Origin of the sequence: Stutzerimonas decontaminans (assembly GCF_000661915.1) — a bacterium.
GTDB lineage: Bacteria > Pseudomonadota > Gammaproteobacteria > Pseudomonadales > Pseudomonadaceae > Stutzerimonas > Stutzerimonas decontaminans.
In genome coordinates this window covers 4,633,775-4,646,480 of sequence record NZ_CP007509.1, presented here as the reverse complement: position 1 = coordinate 4,646,480, position 12,706 = coordinate 4,633,775, and the positions used below count along the sequence as shown (strand labels likewise).

Here is a 12,706-nt window from a genome sequence, read left to right as displayed (position 1 = left end):
CGCGATACTCGGCGGAGGACGTACACATCGGCCGCATCCATCATGAAGGGAAAAGGTGCAATGATAGCTCTATGCCAGCATTGCTGATAGCGAGCATTAGCAGGCGTCCTGCCTCGCCTGGCTTTGCTGCAGGCGAGTGATTGCAGCCGAGACTGGTTAAAAAATCACCAGATTTGCGACGGTCGGTCAACCGTCGTGTTCGCCGTCCTGTGGCGGAGTGTTAGTCTGCTCCAAGGTCAGCATCGGCGGAGGTCGTCGGCGCGCCTAACCCATGAGGCACCCCGTTACTATGTGGCACACCGGTTTACTCGACCTTTCGGTCTGGCAACTCATCGCGACCACGCTGCTTCTGACTCACGTCACCATCGTCAGCGTCACGGTCTACCTGCACCGTTACTCGGCGCACCGCTCGCTGGAGCTGAATCCGGCGCTCAAACACTTCTTCCGTTTCTGGCTGTGGCTGACCACGGCGATGAACACCCGTGAGTGGACCGCCATCCACCGCAAGCACCACGCCAAATGCGAAACGCCTGATGACCCGCACAGCCCGGTGCACAAGGGCCTGGCCACGGTCGTGCGCAAGGGCGCCGAGCTGTACATGGAAGAGGCGAAGAACGAGGAAACCCTGCGCATCTACGGCAAGAACTGCCCGGACGACTGGATCGAGCGCAACCTCTATTCGCGTTTTCCCAATACCGGCATCGTGCTCATGCTGCTGATCGACCTGGCGCTGTTCGGTGCGCTCGGCCTGACGGTGTGGGCGGTGCAGATGATCTGGATTCCGTTCTGGGCCGCCGGTGTGGTCAACGGCCTTGGCCATGCGGTCGGCTATCGCAACTTCGAATGCCGTGACGCGGCGACCAACCTGGTGCCCTGGGGCATCCTCATCGGCGGTGAAGAGTTGCACAACAACCATCACACCTACCCGAACTCGGCCAAGCTGTCGGTACGCAAATGGGAGTTCGACATGGGCTGGGCCTGGATTCGCCTGTTCAGCCTGCTCGGGCTGGCCAAGGTCAACCGCACGGCGCCGATCGCCCATCGCATCGAGGGCAAGCAGCAGCTGGACATGGACAGCGCCATGGCGATCCTCAACAACCGTTTCCAGATCATGGCGCAGTACCGCAAGCTGGTGATCGTGCCGCTGGTGCGCCAGGAGCTGGGTCGCGCTGACGCCTCCGTACGTCATCAGCTGCGCCGCGCCAAGCGTCTGCTGGCGCGCGAGCCGAGTCTGCTGCAGCAGGAACAGCAGGCGCATATCGACGACATGCTGGCGCAGAGTCACGCGCTCAAGGTGATCTACGAGAAGCGTCTGGCGCTGCAGCAGATCTGGACCCGGACCAGCTCAAACGGCCACGACATGCTTGCCGCCATCAAGCAGTGGGTGCACGAGGCCGAGGCAAGCGGTATCCACTCGCTGCGTGAATTTGCCGAGCACCTGCGGACCTACTCGCTGCGCCCATCCGTCGTCCCTGCCTGACCTTCGATCGGCTCGCGCTGCGGGAGCCCGCCGACCCGGAACTTTGTGGCCCGCCGACTTTCTGAACTGCACTCTAAACTATGCAGTGCTGCCGCCATGCGCGGTGGTCGTTTCAGGAAGAATGGCAATGCGGCTGGCGAGCAATCAGAGTGATTCGGGTATGAGGATGCCTCCGGGTGGCGACGCGCAAACGTTGCTGGCGCTGATGCACGCACGCGCCGAAGCGGCCCGTCTGGGCGAGCGCGAGCAGCTGTTCAGCACCCTGCTGGGCGGCGTCAATGCGGTGCTCTGGGCTTTTGACTGGCAGGCGCAGCGGATGATTTATGTCAGCCCGGCCTACGAGCGTATTTTTGGCCGTTCACCGGCCCTGTTGCTGGCCGATTACGGTGAGTGGCGCAATGCGATCTACCCTGACGATGTGGAATATGCGCAGAAGAGCATGCTCGCCGTGCTCGATGAGGGGGCGGTGGAAACCCGCGAGTACCGCATCATCCGTGGCGACGGGCAGTTGCGCTGGCTGAGCGACAAGTGCTTTCTCGGTCGCCCGGGTGAAAACGGGCAGAGCCCGATCATCGTCGGCATCGCCGAGGACATCACCGAGAAGAAGCAGCTCGAAGGTGAGTTGCAGCGCCTGGCGACCACCGATGTACTGACCCAGAGCAGCAACCGCCGGCATTTCTTCGAATGCGCCCGCACTGAGTTCGACCGGGCCCGGCAGTTCGCCTCGTCGCTGGCCTTCCTGCTGCTGGACATCGATGACTTCAAGCGCATCAACGACACCCACGGCCACCAGATGGGCGATCAGGTGCTGCAGAAGGTCGCTCGTTGTGGTGCGTCGGTACTGCGCCAGAGCGACCTGTTCGGGCGCATCGGAGGTGAGGAATTCGCCGCTGTGCTACCGGGCTGCCAGCCGGACCTGGCCGAGCAGATCGCCGAGCGCCTACAGCGTGAAATCGAGCGCCTGGTGTTTACCGCTGAAAATGGTGAGCGCTTCCGCGTCACCGCCAGCCTGGGTCTGACTTATCTCGAAGCCGGCGACCCCGAGCTGAGCAGCGTTTTCGCCCGTGCCGATGCGGCGATGTACACCGCCAAGCGCCTGGGCAAGAACCAGGTGATCGTCGGTTGAGCAGCTGAGCGGACCGGGCGTTATTCGCCCTGTCTGCCGGCTCAGCTGGTCAGCTGGTCAGCTCGTCATAACCCTGCCCAGTGAACTGCAGCAAACAGAAGCCATGGCCGAACGGATCGGCCATCAGCGCGAGCTTGTGCCCGGCCTGAGTCGTTATCGGCTGTTCCAGGTGCGCGCCGTGGGCGACCGCCCGGACGGTGACGGCTTCGATGTCCTCGACGACGAAATCCAGATGGATCGGCGTCCAGTGCCGCCCGTAGCTGCGCTGCTGGATCCCTTCCGGGGTTGCGGCGCTACCTGCCTTCTTGAGCAACAGATAGATCGGTGTCGGGCCGCCGAGCATTTCCACGGCGAAGGTGCCGAGACGGCGACCGACCCGCAGGTCGAACACTGATCCGTAGAAGTCGACAGCCCGTTCCAGATCGTCGACATCCAGGTTCACCAGAAACTTCATCGAACCCCCTCGTGCCTGGCCGTCAGGCTCAAGGTCGCCGCGTCAGCGTGACAGCGGCGCCGGTTGCTGCTGGGTGATGCAGTGAATATTGCCCCCGCCAAGGAGGATCTCGCGGCCGGGCACCATCACCACCTGATGCTGCGGAAACACTTCGGCCAGAATGCGCTCGGCTTCGGCGTCCAGCGGGTCACCGAAGGCCGGGGCGATGATGCCGCCGTTGACGATGAGGAAGTTCACGTAACTGCCCGCCAGGCGGATCGACGGATCACGCAGTTGGCTGCCATCCAGCGTCACGACCCCGTCGCACTCGGCGGCCGACGCATGCAACGGGCCGGGAATCGGCATCTTGTGCACGGTCAGTGCGCGGCCCTTGGCGTCCTGGGCGGTCTGCAGCACGGTCATGGCTGCCTGGCAGCGCTCGAAGTTGGGATCGTTCGCATCGTCGGTCCAGGCCAGCAGCACTTCACCCGGGCGCACGAAGCAGCAGAAGTTGTCGACGTGGCCGTCGGTCTCGTCATTGAACAGGCCGTGCGGCAGCCAGATGATGCTGTCGACCGCCAGATGTTCGCGCAGCACCGTCTCGATCTGCTCGCGGGTCAGCTGCGGGTTGCGGTTGCGATTGAGCAGGCATTCTTCGGTGGTGATCAGCGTGCCTTGGCCGTCGACATGGATCGAGCCGCCCTCGAGCACGAAGCCCTCGGTGCGGTAGCGGTCGCAGTACTCGATCTCGAGGATCTTGCGCGCCACTTCGTCGTCGCGCTGCCAGTCGGCATAAAGACCACCGTCTTCACCGCCCCAGGCGTTGAACGTCCAGTCCACGCCGCGCAGCCCACCGTTGTCGTCGACAACGAAGGTCGGCCCGGTGTCACGCACCCAGGCATCGTCCGTGCTGATTTCCACCACGCGGATGCGTGGGTCATCCAGTGCCGCGCGGGCGGCGAGGTACTGCTCGGCGCTGGCGCAGACGGTGACCGGTTCGAAGCGGGCGATGGCCTTGGCGACCGCAGTGAAAGCCGCCTGCGCGGGACTGCCGTTGTCTCGCCAGTTGTCCGGGCGCTGTGGCCAGACCATCCAGGTCTGGCTGTGCGGTGCCCATTCAGCGGGCATGAAGTAGCCGTCTTGGCGGGGCGTGGAGCTGAGGGTGGTCATGGCGTATCTCTCATGAGGCGGGAAGGGCACAGGCCCCTCCCGCCGTTTGCGTCAGCGGGAGCTCATTCGGACGGCTGCGAGCCGTCCAGGGTCTTGATCGAGCCGTAGAGGTTCGGCCGGCGATCGCGGAAGACCCCCCAGGCGCTGCGGATATGCTCGAGCTGATCCAGATCGAACTGATGCACCAGCACGCCTTCGCTGGTTTCGTCCATTTCCTCGACCTTGGCGCCGAACTGGTCGGCGATGAACGAGGAGCCGTAGAAAGTGATGTCGTAGCCGTCCTGCTCTTCGCGGCCGATGCGGTTGCTGGCGATCAGCGGCATCAGGTTGGCGCCGGCATGGCCCTGCTGCACGCGTTGCCAGTGGTCGCGCGAGGTGATGTTCGGGTCATGCGGCTCGCTGCCGATGGCGGTCGGGTAGAACAGCAGTTCGGCGCCCATCAGCGCCATGCTGCGGGCGGTCTCGGGGAACCATTGGTCCCAGCAGATGGCCACGCCGATCTTCGCGTAGCGGGTATTCCACACCTTGAAGCCGGTATCGCCCGGGTTGAAGTAGTACTTCTCGTGGTAGCCGGGGCCGTCCGGGATGTGGCTCTTGCGGTAGACGCCGAGCAGCTTGCCGTCGGCATCGATGATGGCGATGGAATTGAAGCGCGCGCGGCCGGCGAGCTCGAAGAAGCTGATCGGCAGCACCACCTGCAGCTCGGCGGCAACCTTCTGGAAATGCTGGATAGCCGGATTTTGCTCGACCGACGTGGCCAGCTGCAGGTACTCGGCATTCGGCTTCTGGCAGAAGTAGGGCGTCTCGAACAGCTCCTGGATGAGGATGATCTGCGCGCCCTTGGCGGCAGCCTCGCGCACCAGCCTGTCGGCATTGGCGATGTTGGCCTGGCTATCCCAGGAACAGGCCATCTGGGTGGCGGCAACGGTAACGACTCGGGACATGAAAACCTCGCGGCTGCGGTGGAAAGGGCTGCGGCTATCGAAGGCGCAAATCTATTCGATAGTTATCCGGATTGATAGTGATATAAACGCCTGCTGACATGAATAAATAAACCGTTTATCGATATTTATCGATCAGTGCCCTGCCGATTGCCGCTTCGACAGGTACGGCGGCAGATACAGACCGAGGTAGGCGTCGAACACCCGCAGGCCTTCTTCGGCCATGCGCGGCGTCAGGCTGCCGTACAACTGTATGGATCGAGCATAGACGCGGTCGCCGAGTTCCAGGGCCATGGCGAACACGTCGATATCCTGCGGCAGCGGCGGCAGGGCGAAATGCCGTTCGAATACGGCCTGCATCGCCTGACCGAGCTCGAGATCCAGACGCTGATCGGTCTGCGTCACTTCGCCGAGGCCGTGTTGCACCAGGATCAATTGGCGGGCAGCGCTGTCCTGCTCGTAGATCGTCAGCATGCGCTGTTCGATCAGCCGCGACAGATCACGCCAGCTGGTCAGGCTCTGGTGGTCGATGGGCTGCTCGAGACTGGCCCTGAACGTTGCATGCACATCCGCGGTCAGCGCCGCGAGCAATGCCGGTACGCCGGAGAAGAAGTGGTAGACGGAAGAGGGCGGAATGCCGGCGCGCTCTGCCACCGCGTACACCGACAGCGTCGCGGCGCCTTGCTCAGCGAGCAGTTCGCGGGCGCTGGAAAGAATCTGGCGGATGCGCGTCTGGCTGCTGGCGCGCGGACGGCGAGTGGGTAGCGCGGGGCTGGGTTTGGTCATCGGCCTATTTGAAGCCAGCACGGCGGCGGATGCAAACCGCCGTGCCCGCTGCGGTTGGACTAGACAGTGTGCAGATACCAGTTGTACTCGAGGTCCGAGATCGAATGCTCGAACTCGGCCAGTTCGCTCTCCTTGCAGGCGACGAAGATGTCGATGTAATCGGGGCTGATGTAGCGCGCCATGATCTCGCTGTCGTCCAGCTCACGCAGGGCATCACGCAGATTGGTCGGCAGGCTCTGCTCGACCTGCTCGTAGGAGTTGCCCTCGATGGGCGCGTCCGGCTCGATCTTGTTGGTCAGACCATGGTGCACCCCGGCGAGTATGCCGGCCAGCAGCAGGTAGGGGTTGGCGTCGGCGCCGGCGACCCGGTGTTCGATGCGCACCGCGTCCGGGCTGTCGGTCGGTACGCGCAGCGCCACGGTGCGGTTGTCCATGCCCCAGCAAGGCGCGTTGGGCACGTAGAACTGCGCACCGAAACGACGATAGGAGTTCACGTTGGGGCAGAGGAAGGCCATCGACGCTGCCATGGTCTGCTGCAGACCGCCGATGGCATGGCGCAGTGTCTGGCTTTCCAGTGGGTTGTCGGTGGCGAATATATTGTTGCCATTCTTGTCGAGCAGCGAGATATGTACGTGCAACCCGTTGCCGGCCTGACCCGGGTAGGGTTTGGCCATAAAGGTTGTGTCCATCTCATGGTCGTAGGCGATGTTCTTGATCAGTCGCTTGAGCAGCACTGCGTAGTCGCACGCCTTGATCGGATCGGCGACGTGATGAAGGTTGACTTCGAACTGCGCCGGGGCGCTTTCCTTGACGATGGCATCAGCCGGAATGCCTTGCTCCTTGGCGCCTTCGAGAATGTCCTGCAGGCAGTCGACGTACTCGTCGAGATCATCGATCAGGTAGACCTGGGTCGAATGCGGGCGCTTGCCGGAGATCGGCGAGCGTGGCGGCTGCGGGCGGCCGTTGATGTTCTCCTGATCGATCAGATAGAACTCGAGTTCGAACGCGGCGCAGATGGTCAGGCCGAGTTCGTCGAACTTGCTCACCACCTGGCGCAGCACTTCGCGCGGGTCGGCGAAGAAAGGGTCGCCATCACGCTCGTGCATGGTCATTAGCAACTGAGCGGTGGGGCGCTTCTGCCAGGGTTCCTTGCACAGGGTGTTGGGGATCGGAAAGCAGGTGCGGTCGGAGTCGCCAATGTCCATGCCCAGCCCGCTGCTTTCAACGGTGATGCCGTTGATGTCGAGGGCGAACAGCGAAGCGGGGAGGTTGATGCCTTTTTCGTAGACCTTGTGCAGGCTAGCGCGCTCGATGCGCTTGCCGCGCACGACTCCATTCATGTCGGTGATCAGCAGATCGACGTACTGGATCTCCGGATGTTCCTTGAGAAATGCGTTAGCTTCGTTGAGCTGAACGGCACGCGGCGGGGCCATGATGAATTACCTTAATTGTTAAAAATTTCAATCATCAGATGCTTGTCTGGGAGTCAATCGAAAAGCCTGTTCACTGTCAATAGTAGCCCGCCAGCGCCCCATGAGTGCCCACGATGGGCCTTTTTTGGGGCGTATCGAAGGCGCTGAACGTAAAGCGCGTGGGGCTAATGCTCGGGCTATTGTCTATAAAAATGAACAAGACTACTCTCCGGTATGCCCCATTCGAACGACGAGTATCCCATGCCTCGCAAGCCCCTGATCGGCGTTTCGGCCTGTACCAAGCAGATCGGACACCACAGTTTTCACATCGCCGGGGACAAGTACCTGCGTGCTGCGGCGATTGCCGGTGTGCCGCTGGTGATCCCGGCACTGGATGAGCTGATCGACCCCGCGGCGCTGTTGGAAACCTTCGACGGCCTGCTCTTCACCGGCTCGCCGTCAAACGTCGAGCCGCATCATTATGGCGGCCCGCCGAGCGAGGCTGGCACCCCGCACGATCCCCTGCGCGACCACCTGACCCTGCCGCTGATTCGTGCAGCTGTCGAGGCGGGCATTCCGGTGTTCGGCATCTGCCGGGGCTTTCAGGAAATGAACGTGGCCTTTGGCGGCAGCCTGCACCAGAAGGTTCACGAAGCCGGGCCTTATCAGGATCACCGTGAACGTCAGGATGACCCGCTGGAGGTGCAATACGGTCTCAGCCACGCATTGCATGTGCAGCCAGGCGGCCTGCTCGAGCAAATGGGCCTGCCGGCGCAGATTCAGGTCAACTCAGTACATGGTCAGGGTGTCGAACGGCTCGGTGGCGGTTTGCGCATCGAAGCGCTGGCGCCGGACGGGCTGATCGAGGCCTTTTCCGTCGAGCAGGCACGCAGCTTTGCCCTCGGGGTGCAGTGGCACCCGGAGTGGCAGGTTCACGAACATCCGCATTATCTGGCGCTGTTCCGGGGCTTCGCCGAAGCCTGCGCGGTCCGTGCCCGACAACGCTGACGGCCGACCCAGGCGGCCCTTTCCAGCAACCCCGAGGTCAACATGAGTATCCAGCTCGACCAGCTCACCGGCTGGCTGAAAGAACACAAGATTACCGAAGTGGAATGCCTGATCAGTGACCTGACCGGGATCGCCCGCGGCAAGATCTCACCAACCAACAAGTTCCTCGGTGAGAAAGGCATGCGCCTGCCGGAAAGCGTGCTGCTGCAGACCGTGACCGGCGATTACGTCGAGGATGACATCTACTACGAGCTGCTCGACCCGGCCGACATCGACATGTTCTGCCGGCCCGACCCGAACGCCGTATTCCTCGTGCCCTGGGCTATCGAGCCGACCGCCCAGGTGATCCACGACACCTACGACAAGATGGGCAATCCCATCGAGCTGTCGCCGCGCAACATCTTGAAGCGCGTCCTGAAGATGTACGCCGATCGCGGCTGGCAACCCATCGTCGCGCCGGAGATGGAGTTCTACCTGACCAAGCGCTGCGAAGACCCGGACCTGCCATTCCAGCCGCCGGTCGGCCGTTCCGGCCGTCAGGAGACCGGCCGGCAGTCGTTCTCCATCGATGCGGCCAACGAATTCGACCCGCTGTTCGAGGACATGTACGACTGGTGCGAGGCGCAGGGACTGGATCTGGATACGCTGATCCACGAGGAAGGCACTGCGCAGATGGAGATCAACTTCCGTCATGGCGAGGCGCTGCACCTGGCCGATCAGATCCTGGTGTTCAAGCGCACCATGCGCGAGGCGGCGCTCAAGCACAACGTCGCCGCCACCTTCATGGCCAAACCGATGACCGGCGAGCCGGGCAGCGCGATGCACCTGCACCAGAGCGTCGTCGACCTCAAGACCGGGCGCAACATCTTCTCCAATGAAGACGGCTCCATGAGCCAGCTGTTCCTGCACCACGTCGGCGGCTTGCAGAAGTACATCCCCGAACTGCTGCCAATGTTCGCGCCGAACGTCAATTCGTTCCGCCGCTTCCTGCCGGACACCTCGGCGCCGGTGAACGTGGAATGGGGTGAGGAGAACCGCACCGTTGGCCTGCGCGTGCCGGATTCCGATCCGCAGAACCGCCGTGTCGAGAATCGCCTGGCCGGCGCCGACGCCAACCCTTACCTGGCCATCGCCGCGAGCCTGCTGTGCGGCTACATCGGCATGGTCGAGCAGCTGCCGCCAAGCCAGCCGGTCAAGGGCCGCGGCTACGAGCGGCGCAACCTGCGCCTGCCACTGACCCTGGAAGCGGCGCTGGAGCGGATGGAGACCTGCCGCGAGCTGGAGAAATACCTGAGCCCGAAATTCATCACCGGCTACGTCGCGGTCAAACGTGCCGAGCAGGAGAACTACCACCGCGTGATCAGTTCATGGGAGCGGGAATTCCTGATGCTGTCGGTGTAGGGCCGCTTCCGCCGGAGCCGGTCGTAGGGTGGATGACGCTTTGCTCGTCCACCGAACATGCACGAACTTTATCGAGAGGTGACTGATGAGCGATTCGCAAACCCTGCACTGGCAAGCGCTGAGCCGCGACCATCATCTGCCGCCGTTCACCGATTACAAGGCGCTGAACGCCAAGGGCACGCGCATCATCACCAAGGCGTCCGGCGTCTATCTGTGGGACAGCGAGGGGCACAAGATCCTCGACGCCATGGCCGGGCTCTGGTGCGTCAACCTGGGCTATGGCCGCGAGGAGCTGGTCGAGGCTGCGACCAGGCAGATGCGCGAGCTGCCGTACTACAACCTGTTCTTCCAGACCGCCCACCCGCCGGCCGTGGCCCTGGCCAAGGCGATTGCCGACATCGCGCCAGCCGGGATGAACCATGTGTTCTTCACCGGCTCGGGCTCGGAGGCCAACGACACCGTGCTGCGCATGGTGCGCCATTACTGGGCGATCAAGGGCCAGCCGGCGAAGAAGGTGGTCATCGGTCGCTGGAATGGCTATCACGGCTCGACCATCGCCGGCGCCAGCCTGGGCGGGATGAAGGCCATGCACGAGCAGGGCGACGGCCCGATCCCCGGCATCGAGCATATCGACCAGCCCTACTGGTTCGGCGAGGGTGGTGACATGAGCCCGGAAGAGTTCGGCGTGCGCATCGCCGACCAGCTGGAGCAGAAGATTCTCGAGGTCGGCGAGGACAAGGTCGCCGCCTTCATCGCCGAGCCGATCCAGGGCGCCGGCGGCGTGATCATTCCGCCGGAGAGCTACTGGCCTCGGGTCAAGGAAATCCTCGCGCGCTACGACATCCTCTTCATCGCCGACGAGGTCATCTGCGGCTTCGGCCGTACCGGTGAGTGGTTCGGCAGCGACTACTACGGTCTCGAACCGGATCTGATGCCGATCGCCAAGGGCCTGACCTCTGGCTACATCCCCATGGGTGGCGTGGTGGTACGCGACGAAGTGGTGCAGACGCTCAACGAAGGTGGCGAGTTCTACCACGGCTTCACCTACTCGGGGCACCCGGTGGCCGCCGCGGTGGCGCTGGAGAACATCCGCATCCTGCGCGAGGAGAAGATCGTCGAGCGGGTGAAGACGAAGACGGCACCCTATTTGCAGTCACGCTGGCAGGAACTGCTCGAGCATCCGCTGGTGGGCGAGGCCCGTGGGGTCGGCCTGCTCGGCGCGCTGGAACTGGTGAAGAACAAGAGGACCCGCGAACGCTTTGCCGACCCCGGCGTGGGCATGCTCTGTCGCGAGCACTGCTTCCGCAACGGCCTGGTCATGCGTGCGGTTGGCGACACCATGATCATCTCGCCGCCGCTGGTTATCAGCGAGGAGCAGATCGACGAGCTGATCGGCAAGGTGCGTCTGTGTCTGGATGCAACGGCCAAGGATGTGTTGGGTTGAGCGTGCGGCAGTTGGCGCCGCTCAGCTAAGGTTGTCGATTGCAGGTTGGTATGCGTTCGGCTTGTTGAAAAAAAGCCTCTGACCTTGCCAGACTGCGCGCGTGCTGGAAGCCAGACCTAACCAGGGGTGTGTCGATGCCGGCACACCTCCAGGCCGTCGCGCTGTTCATGGCCTGTTCCACTGCCCCGACATTAATGATGACAACAGGAGCTGCACGGATGAATCCCTTCGCCAAGACCCTACTTGCCATGACGCTGGCCGGCACCGTTGCCGGGGCTGCGCAGGCCCAGGAAAAGGTACTGCACGTCTACAACTGGTCCGACTACATCGCCGAAGACACCTTGGAGAACTTCACCAAGGAAACCGGCATCAAGGTCGTCTACGACGTTTTCGACAGCAACGAGGTGCTGGAAGCCAAGCTGCTGGCCGGTAGCTCCGGTTATGACGTGGTGGTGCCGTCCAACCCGTTCCTGGCCAAGCAGATCAAGGCTGGCGTGTTCCAGAAACTGGACAAGTCCAAGCTGCCGAACTGGGAAAACCTCGACAAGGATCTGCTCAAGGCGCTGGAGCCGAGCGACCCGGGCAACCAGTATTCGATTCCCTACATGTGGGGCACCATCGGTATCGGCTACAACGTCGACAAGGTCAAGGCGGTGCTGGGTGACAACGCGCCGGTGGACTCCTGGGATCTGGTGTTCAAGCCGGAAAACATCGAGAAGCTGAAGTCTTGCGGTGTCGCCTTCCTCGACTCGCCGACCGAGATGCTGCCGGCCGCGCTGCACTACCTGGGTTACGCCCCGGACAGCGGCAAGGCCGACGAGCTGAAGAAGGCCGAAGACCTGTTCATGCAGATTCGTCCGCATGTCGCCTACTTCCATTCCTCCAAGTACATCTCGGACCTGGCCAATGGCAACATCTGCGTGGCCATCGGCTACTCCGGCGACATCTACCAGGGCAAGTCGCGCGCCGAGGAAGCGGCCAACGGTGTCAATGTCGGCTACAAGATTCCGAACGAAGGTGCCGGCAGCTTCTTCGACATGCTGGCGGTGCCGGCCGACGCGAAGAACGTCGAGAGCGCCCATGTCTTCCTCAACTACCTGATGAAGCCGGAGGTGATGGCCTCCATCACCAACTACGTGCAGTTCCCCAACGGCAACGCTGCGGCCACGCCGCTACTGGACGAGGCGATCCGTACCGACGAAGGCATCTACCCCAGTCAGGCGGTGCTGCAGAAGCTCTACACCTTCCCGGACCTCGATCCCAAGACCCAGCGCGCTATGACCCGCAGCTGGACCAAGATCAAATCCGGGCGTTGATCCGGCCGCTCCTGTGTCGGGTCGCATGAGTCGTGCGCACCCGGCATGGGAGGCCGGTCAGCTGACTGCCGTCCCGGTGCTGCGCACCGGGCTGGTGCGGAATGACAGGGCGAAGGCGTCTGCCGGCGGTTCAAGCATTTCCGTTTATTCCCGCAACTGCACCGGTAATTACACCAAATCTGTTGATTT

The 12,706-nt window shown here is 62.8% G+C and carries 11 protein-coding genes; 6 read left to right on the top strand and 5 right to left on the bottom strand.

Annotated features, from left to right (window positions below; translation table 11 throughout):
- The first annotated feature begins 289 nt into the window (after positions 1-289).
- Both desA and UIB01_RS21395 read left to right on the top strand, forming a co-directional pair.
- Positions 290-1,480 (top strand): delta-9 fatty acid desaturase DesA, encoded by a 1,191-nt coding sequence (desA, locus tag UIB01_RS21400; protein ID WP_038665081.1) that lies wholly within the window; start codon positions 290-292, stop codon positions 1,478-1,480.
- A 127-nt stretch (positions 1,481-1,607) separates the two neighbouring features.
- Positions 1,608-2,606 (top strand): GGDEF domain-containing protein, encoded by a 999-nt coding sequence (locus UIB01_RS21395; RefSeq protein ID WP_038665078.1) that lies wholly within the window; start codon positions 1,608-1,610, stop codon positions 2,604-2,606.
- 49 nt (positions 2,607-2,655) lie between these two features.
- Here UIB01_RS21395 and UIB01_RS21390 read toward each other — a convergent pair whose 3' ends face one another.
- From UIB01_RS21390 to UIB01_RS21370, 5 genes are all read right to left on the bottom strand, one after another.
- Positions 2,656-3,060: a VOC family protein gene (locus UIB01_RS21390; RefSeq protein ID WP_038665076.1), complete on the bottom strand. Its 405-nt coding sequence runs from the start codon at positions 3,058-3,060 to the stop codon at positions 2,656-2,658.
- A 42-nt stretch (positions 3,061-3,102) separates the two neighbouring features.
- Positions 3,103-4,209, bottom strand: coding sequence for an agmatine deiminase (gene aguA, locus UIB01_RS21385; RefSeq protein WP_038665074.1), 1,107 nt, complete (start codon positions 4,207-4,209; stop codon positions 3,103-3,105).
- A gap of 62 nt (positions 4,210-4,271) precedes the next feature.
- Complete coding sequence (gene aguB / locus UIB01_RS21380; protein WP_038665072.1) at positions 4,272-5,153, bottom strand: N-carbamoylputrescine amidase; 882 nt, start codon at positions 5,151-5,153, stop codon at positions 4,272-4,274.
- Positions 5,154-5,285: 132 nt separating this feature from the next.
- Complete coding sequence (locus UIB01_RS21375; RefSeq protein ID WP_038665069.1) at positions 5,286-5,936, bottom strand: TetR/AcrR family transcriptional regulator; 651 nt, start codon at positions 5,934-5,936, stop codon at positions 5,286-5,288.
- A gap of 59 nt (positions 5,937-5,995) precedes the next feature.
- Positions 5,996-7,369, bottom strand: a complete 1,374-nt coding sequence (locus tag UIB01_RS21370; protein ID WP_038665066.1) for a glutamine synthetase family protein — start codon at positions 7,367-7,369, stop codon at positions 5,996-5,998.
- 240 nt (positions 7,370-7,609) lie between these two features.
- On the opposite strand from UIB01_RS21370, the gene UIB01_RS21365 reads away from it, so the two are divergent.
- From UIB01_RS21365 to UIB01_RS21350, 4 genes are all read left to right on the top strand, one after another.
- Positions 7,610-8,356: a gamma-glutamyl-gamma-aminobutyrate hydrolase family protein gene (locus UIB01_RS21365; protein WP_038665064.1), complete on the top strand. Its 747-nt coding sequence runs from the start codon at positions 7,610-7,612 to the stop codon at positions 8,354-8,356.
- A 42-nt stretch (positions 8,357-8,398) separates the two neighbouring features.
- The gene (locus UIB01_RS21360) at positions 8,399-9,757 is read left to right on the top strand and encodes a glutamine synthetase family protein (RefSeq protein ID WP_038665061.1); all 1,359 of its coding nucleotides are present in this window, start codon (positions 8,399-8,401) and stop codon (positions 9,755-9,757) included.
- A gap of 85 nt (positions 9,758-9,842) precedes the next feature.
- Positions 9,843-11,201 (top strand): aspartate aminotransferase family protein, encoded by a 1,359-nt coding sequence (locus UIB01_RS21355; RefSeq protein ID WP_038665059.1) that lies wholly within the window; start codon positions 9,843-9,845, stop codon positions 11,199-11,201.
- A gap of 218 nt (positions 11,202-11,419) precedes the next feature.
- On the top strand, positions 11,420-12,517 hold the full coding sequence (locus UIB01_RS21350) for a polyamine ABC transporter substrate-binding protein (RefSeq protein WP_038665057.1): 1,098 nt from the start codon (positions 11,420-11,422) through the stop codon (positions 12,515-12,517).
- Positions 12,518-12,706 lie beyond the last annotated feature (189 nt).

Excerpts from the sequence above, each read along its gene's own strand:
- desA (WP_038665081.1), top strand. The coding sequence starts at position 290 with ATGTGGCACACCGGTTTACTCGACCTTTCGGTCTGGCAACTCATCGCG.
- UIB01_RS21395 (WP_038665078.1), top strand. The coding sequence starts at position 1,608 with ATGCGGCTGGCGAGCAATCAGAGTGATTCGGGTATGAGGATGCCTCCG.
- UIB01_RS21390 (WP_038665076.1), bottom strand. The coding sequence starts at position 3,060 with ATGAAGTTTCTGGTGAACCTGGATGTCGACGATCTGGAACGGGCTGTC.
- aguA (WP_038665074.1), bottom strand. The coding sequence starts at position 4,209 with ATGACCACCCTCAGCTCCACGCCCCGCCAAGACGGCTACTTCATGCCC.
- aguB (WP_038665072.1), bottom strand. The coding sequence starts at position 5,153 with ATGTCCCGAGTCGTTACCGTTGCCGCCACCCAGATGGCCTGTTCCTGG.
- UIB01_RS21375 (WP_038665069.1), bottom strand. The coding sequence starts at position 5,936 with ATGACCAAACCCAGCCCCGCGCTACCCACTCGCCGTCCGCGCGCCAGC.
- UIB01_RS21370 (WP_038665066.1), bottom strand. The coding sequence starts at position 7,369 with ATGGCCCCGCCGCGTGCCGTTCAGCTCAACGAAGCTAACGCATTTCTC.
- UIB01_RS21365 (WP_038665064.1), top strand. The coding sequence starts at position 7,610 with ATGCCTCGCAAGCCCCTGATCGGCGTTTCGGCCTGTACCAAGCAGATC.
- UIB01_RS21360 (WP_038665061.1), top strand. The coding sequence starts at position 8,399 with ATGAGTATCCAGCTCGACCAGCTCACCGGCTGGCTGAAAGAACACAAG.
- UIB01_RS21355 (WP_038665059.1), top strand. The coding sequence starts at position 9,843 with ATGAGCGATTCGCAAACCCTGCACTGGCAAGCGCTGAGCCGCGACCAT.
- UIB01_RS21350 (WP_038665057.1), top strand. The coding sequence starts at position 11,420 with ATGAATCCCTTCGCCAAGACCCTACTTGCCATGACGCTGGCCGGCACC.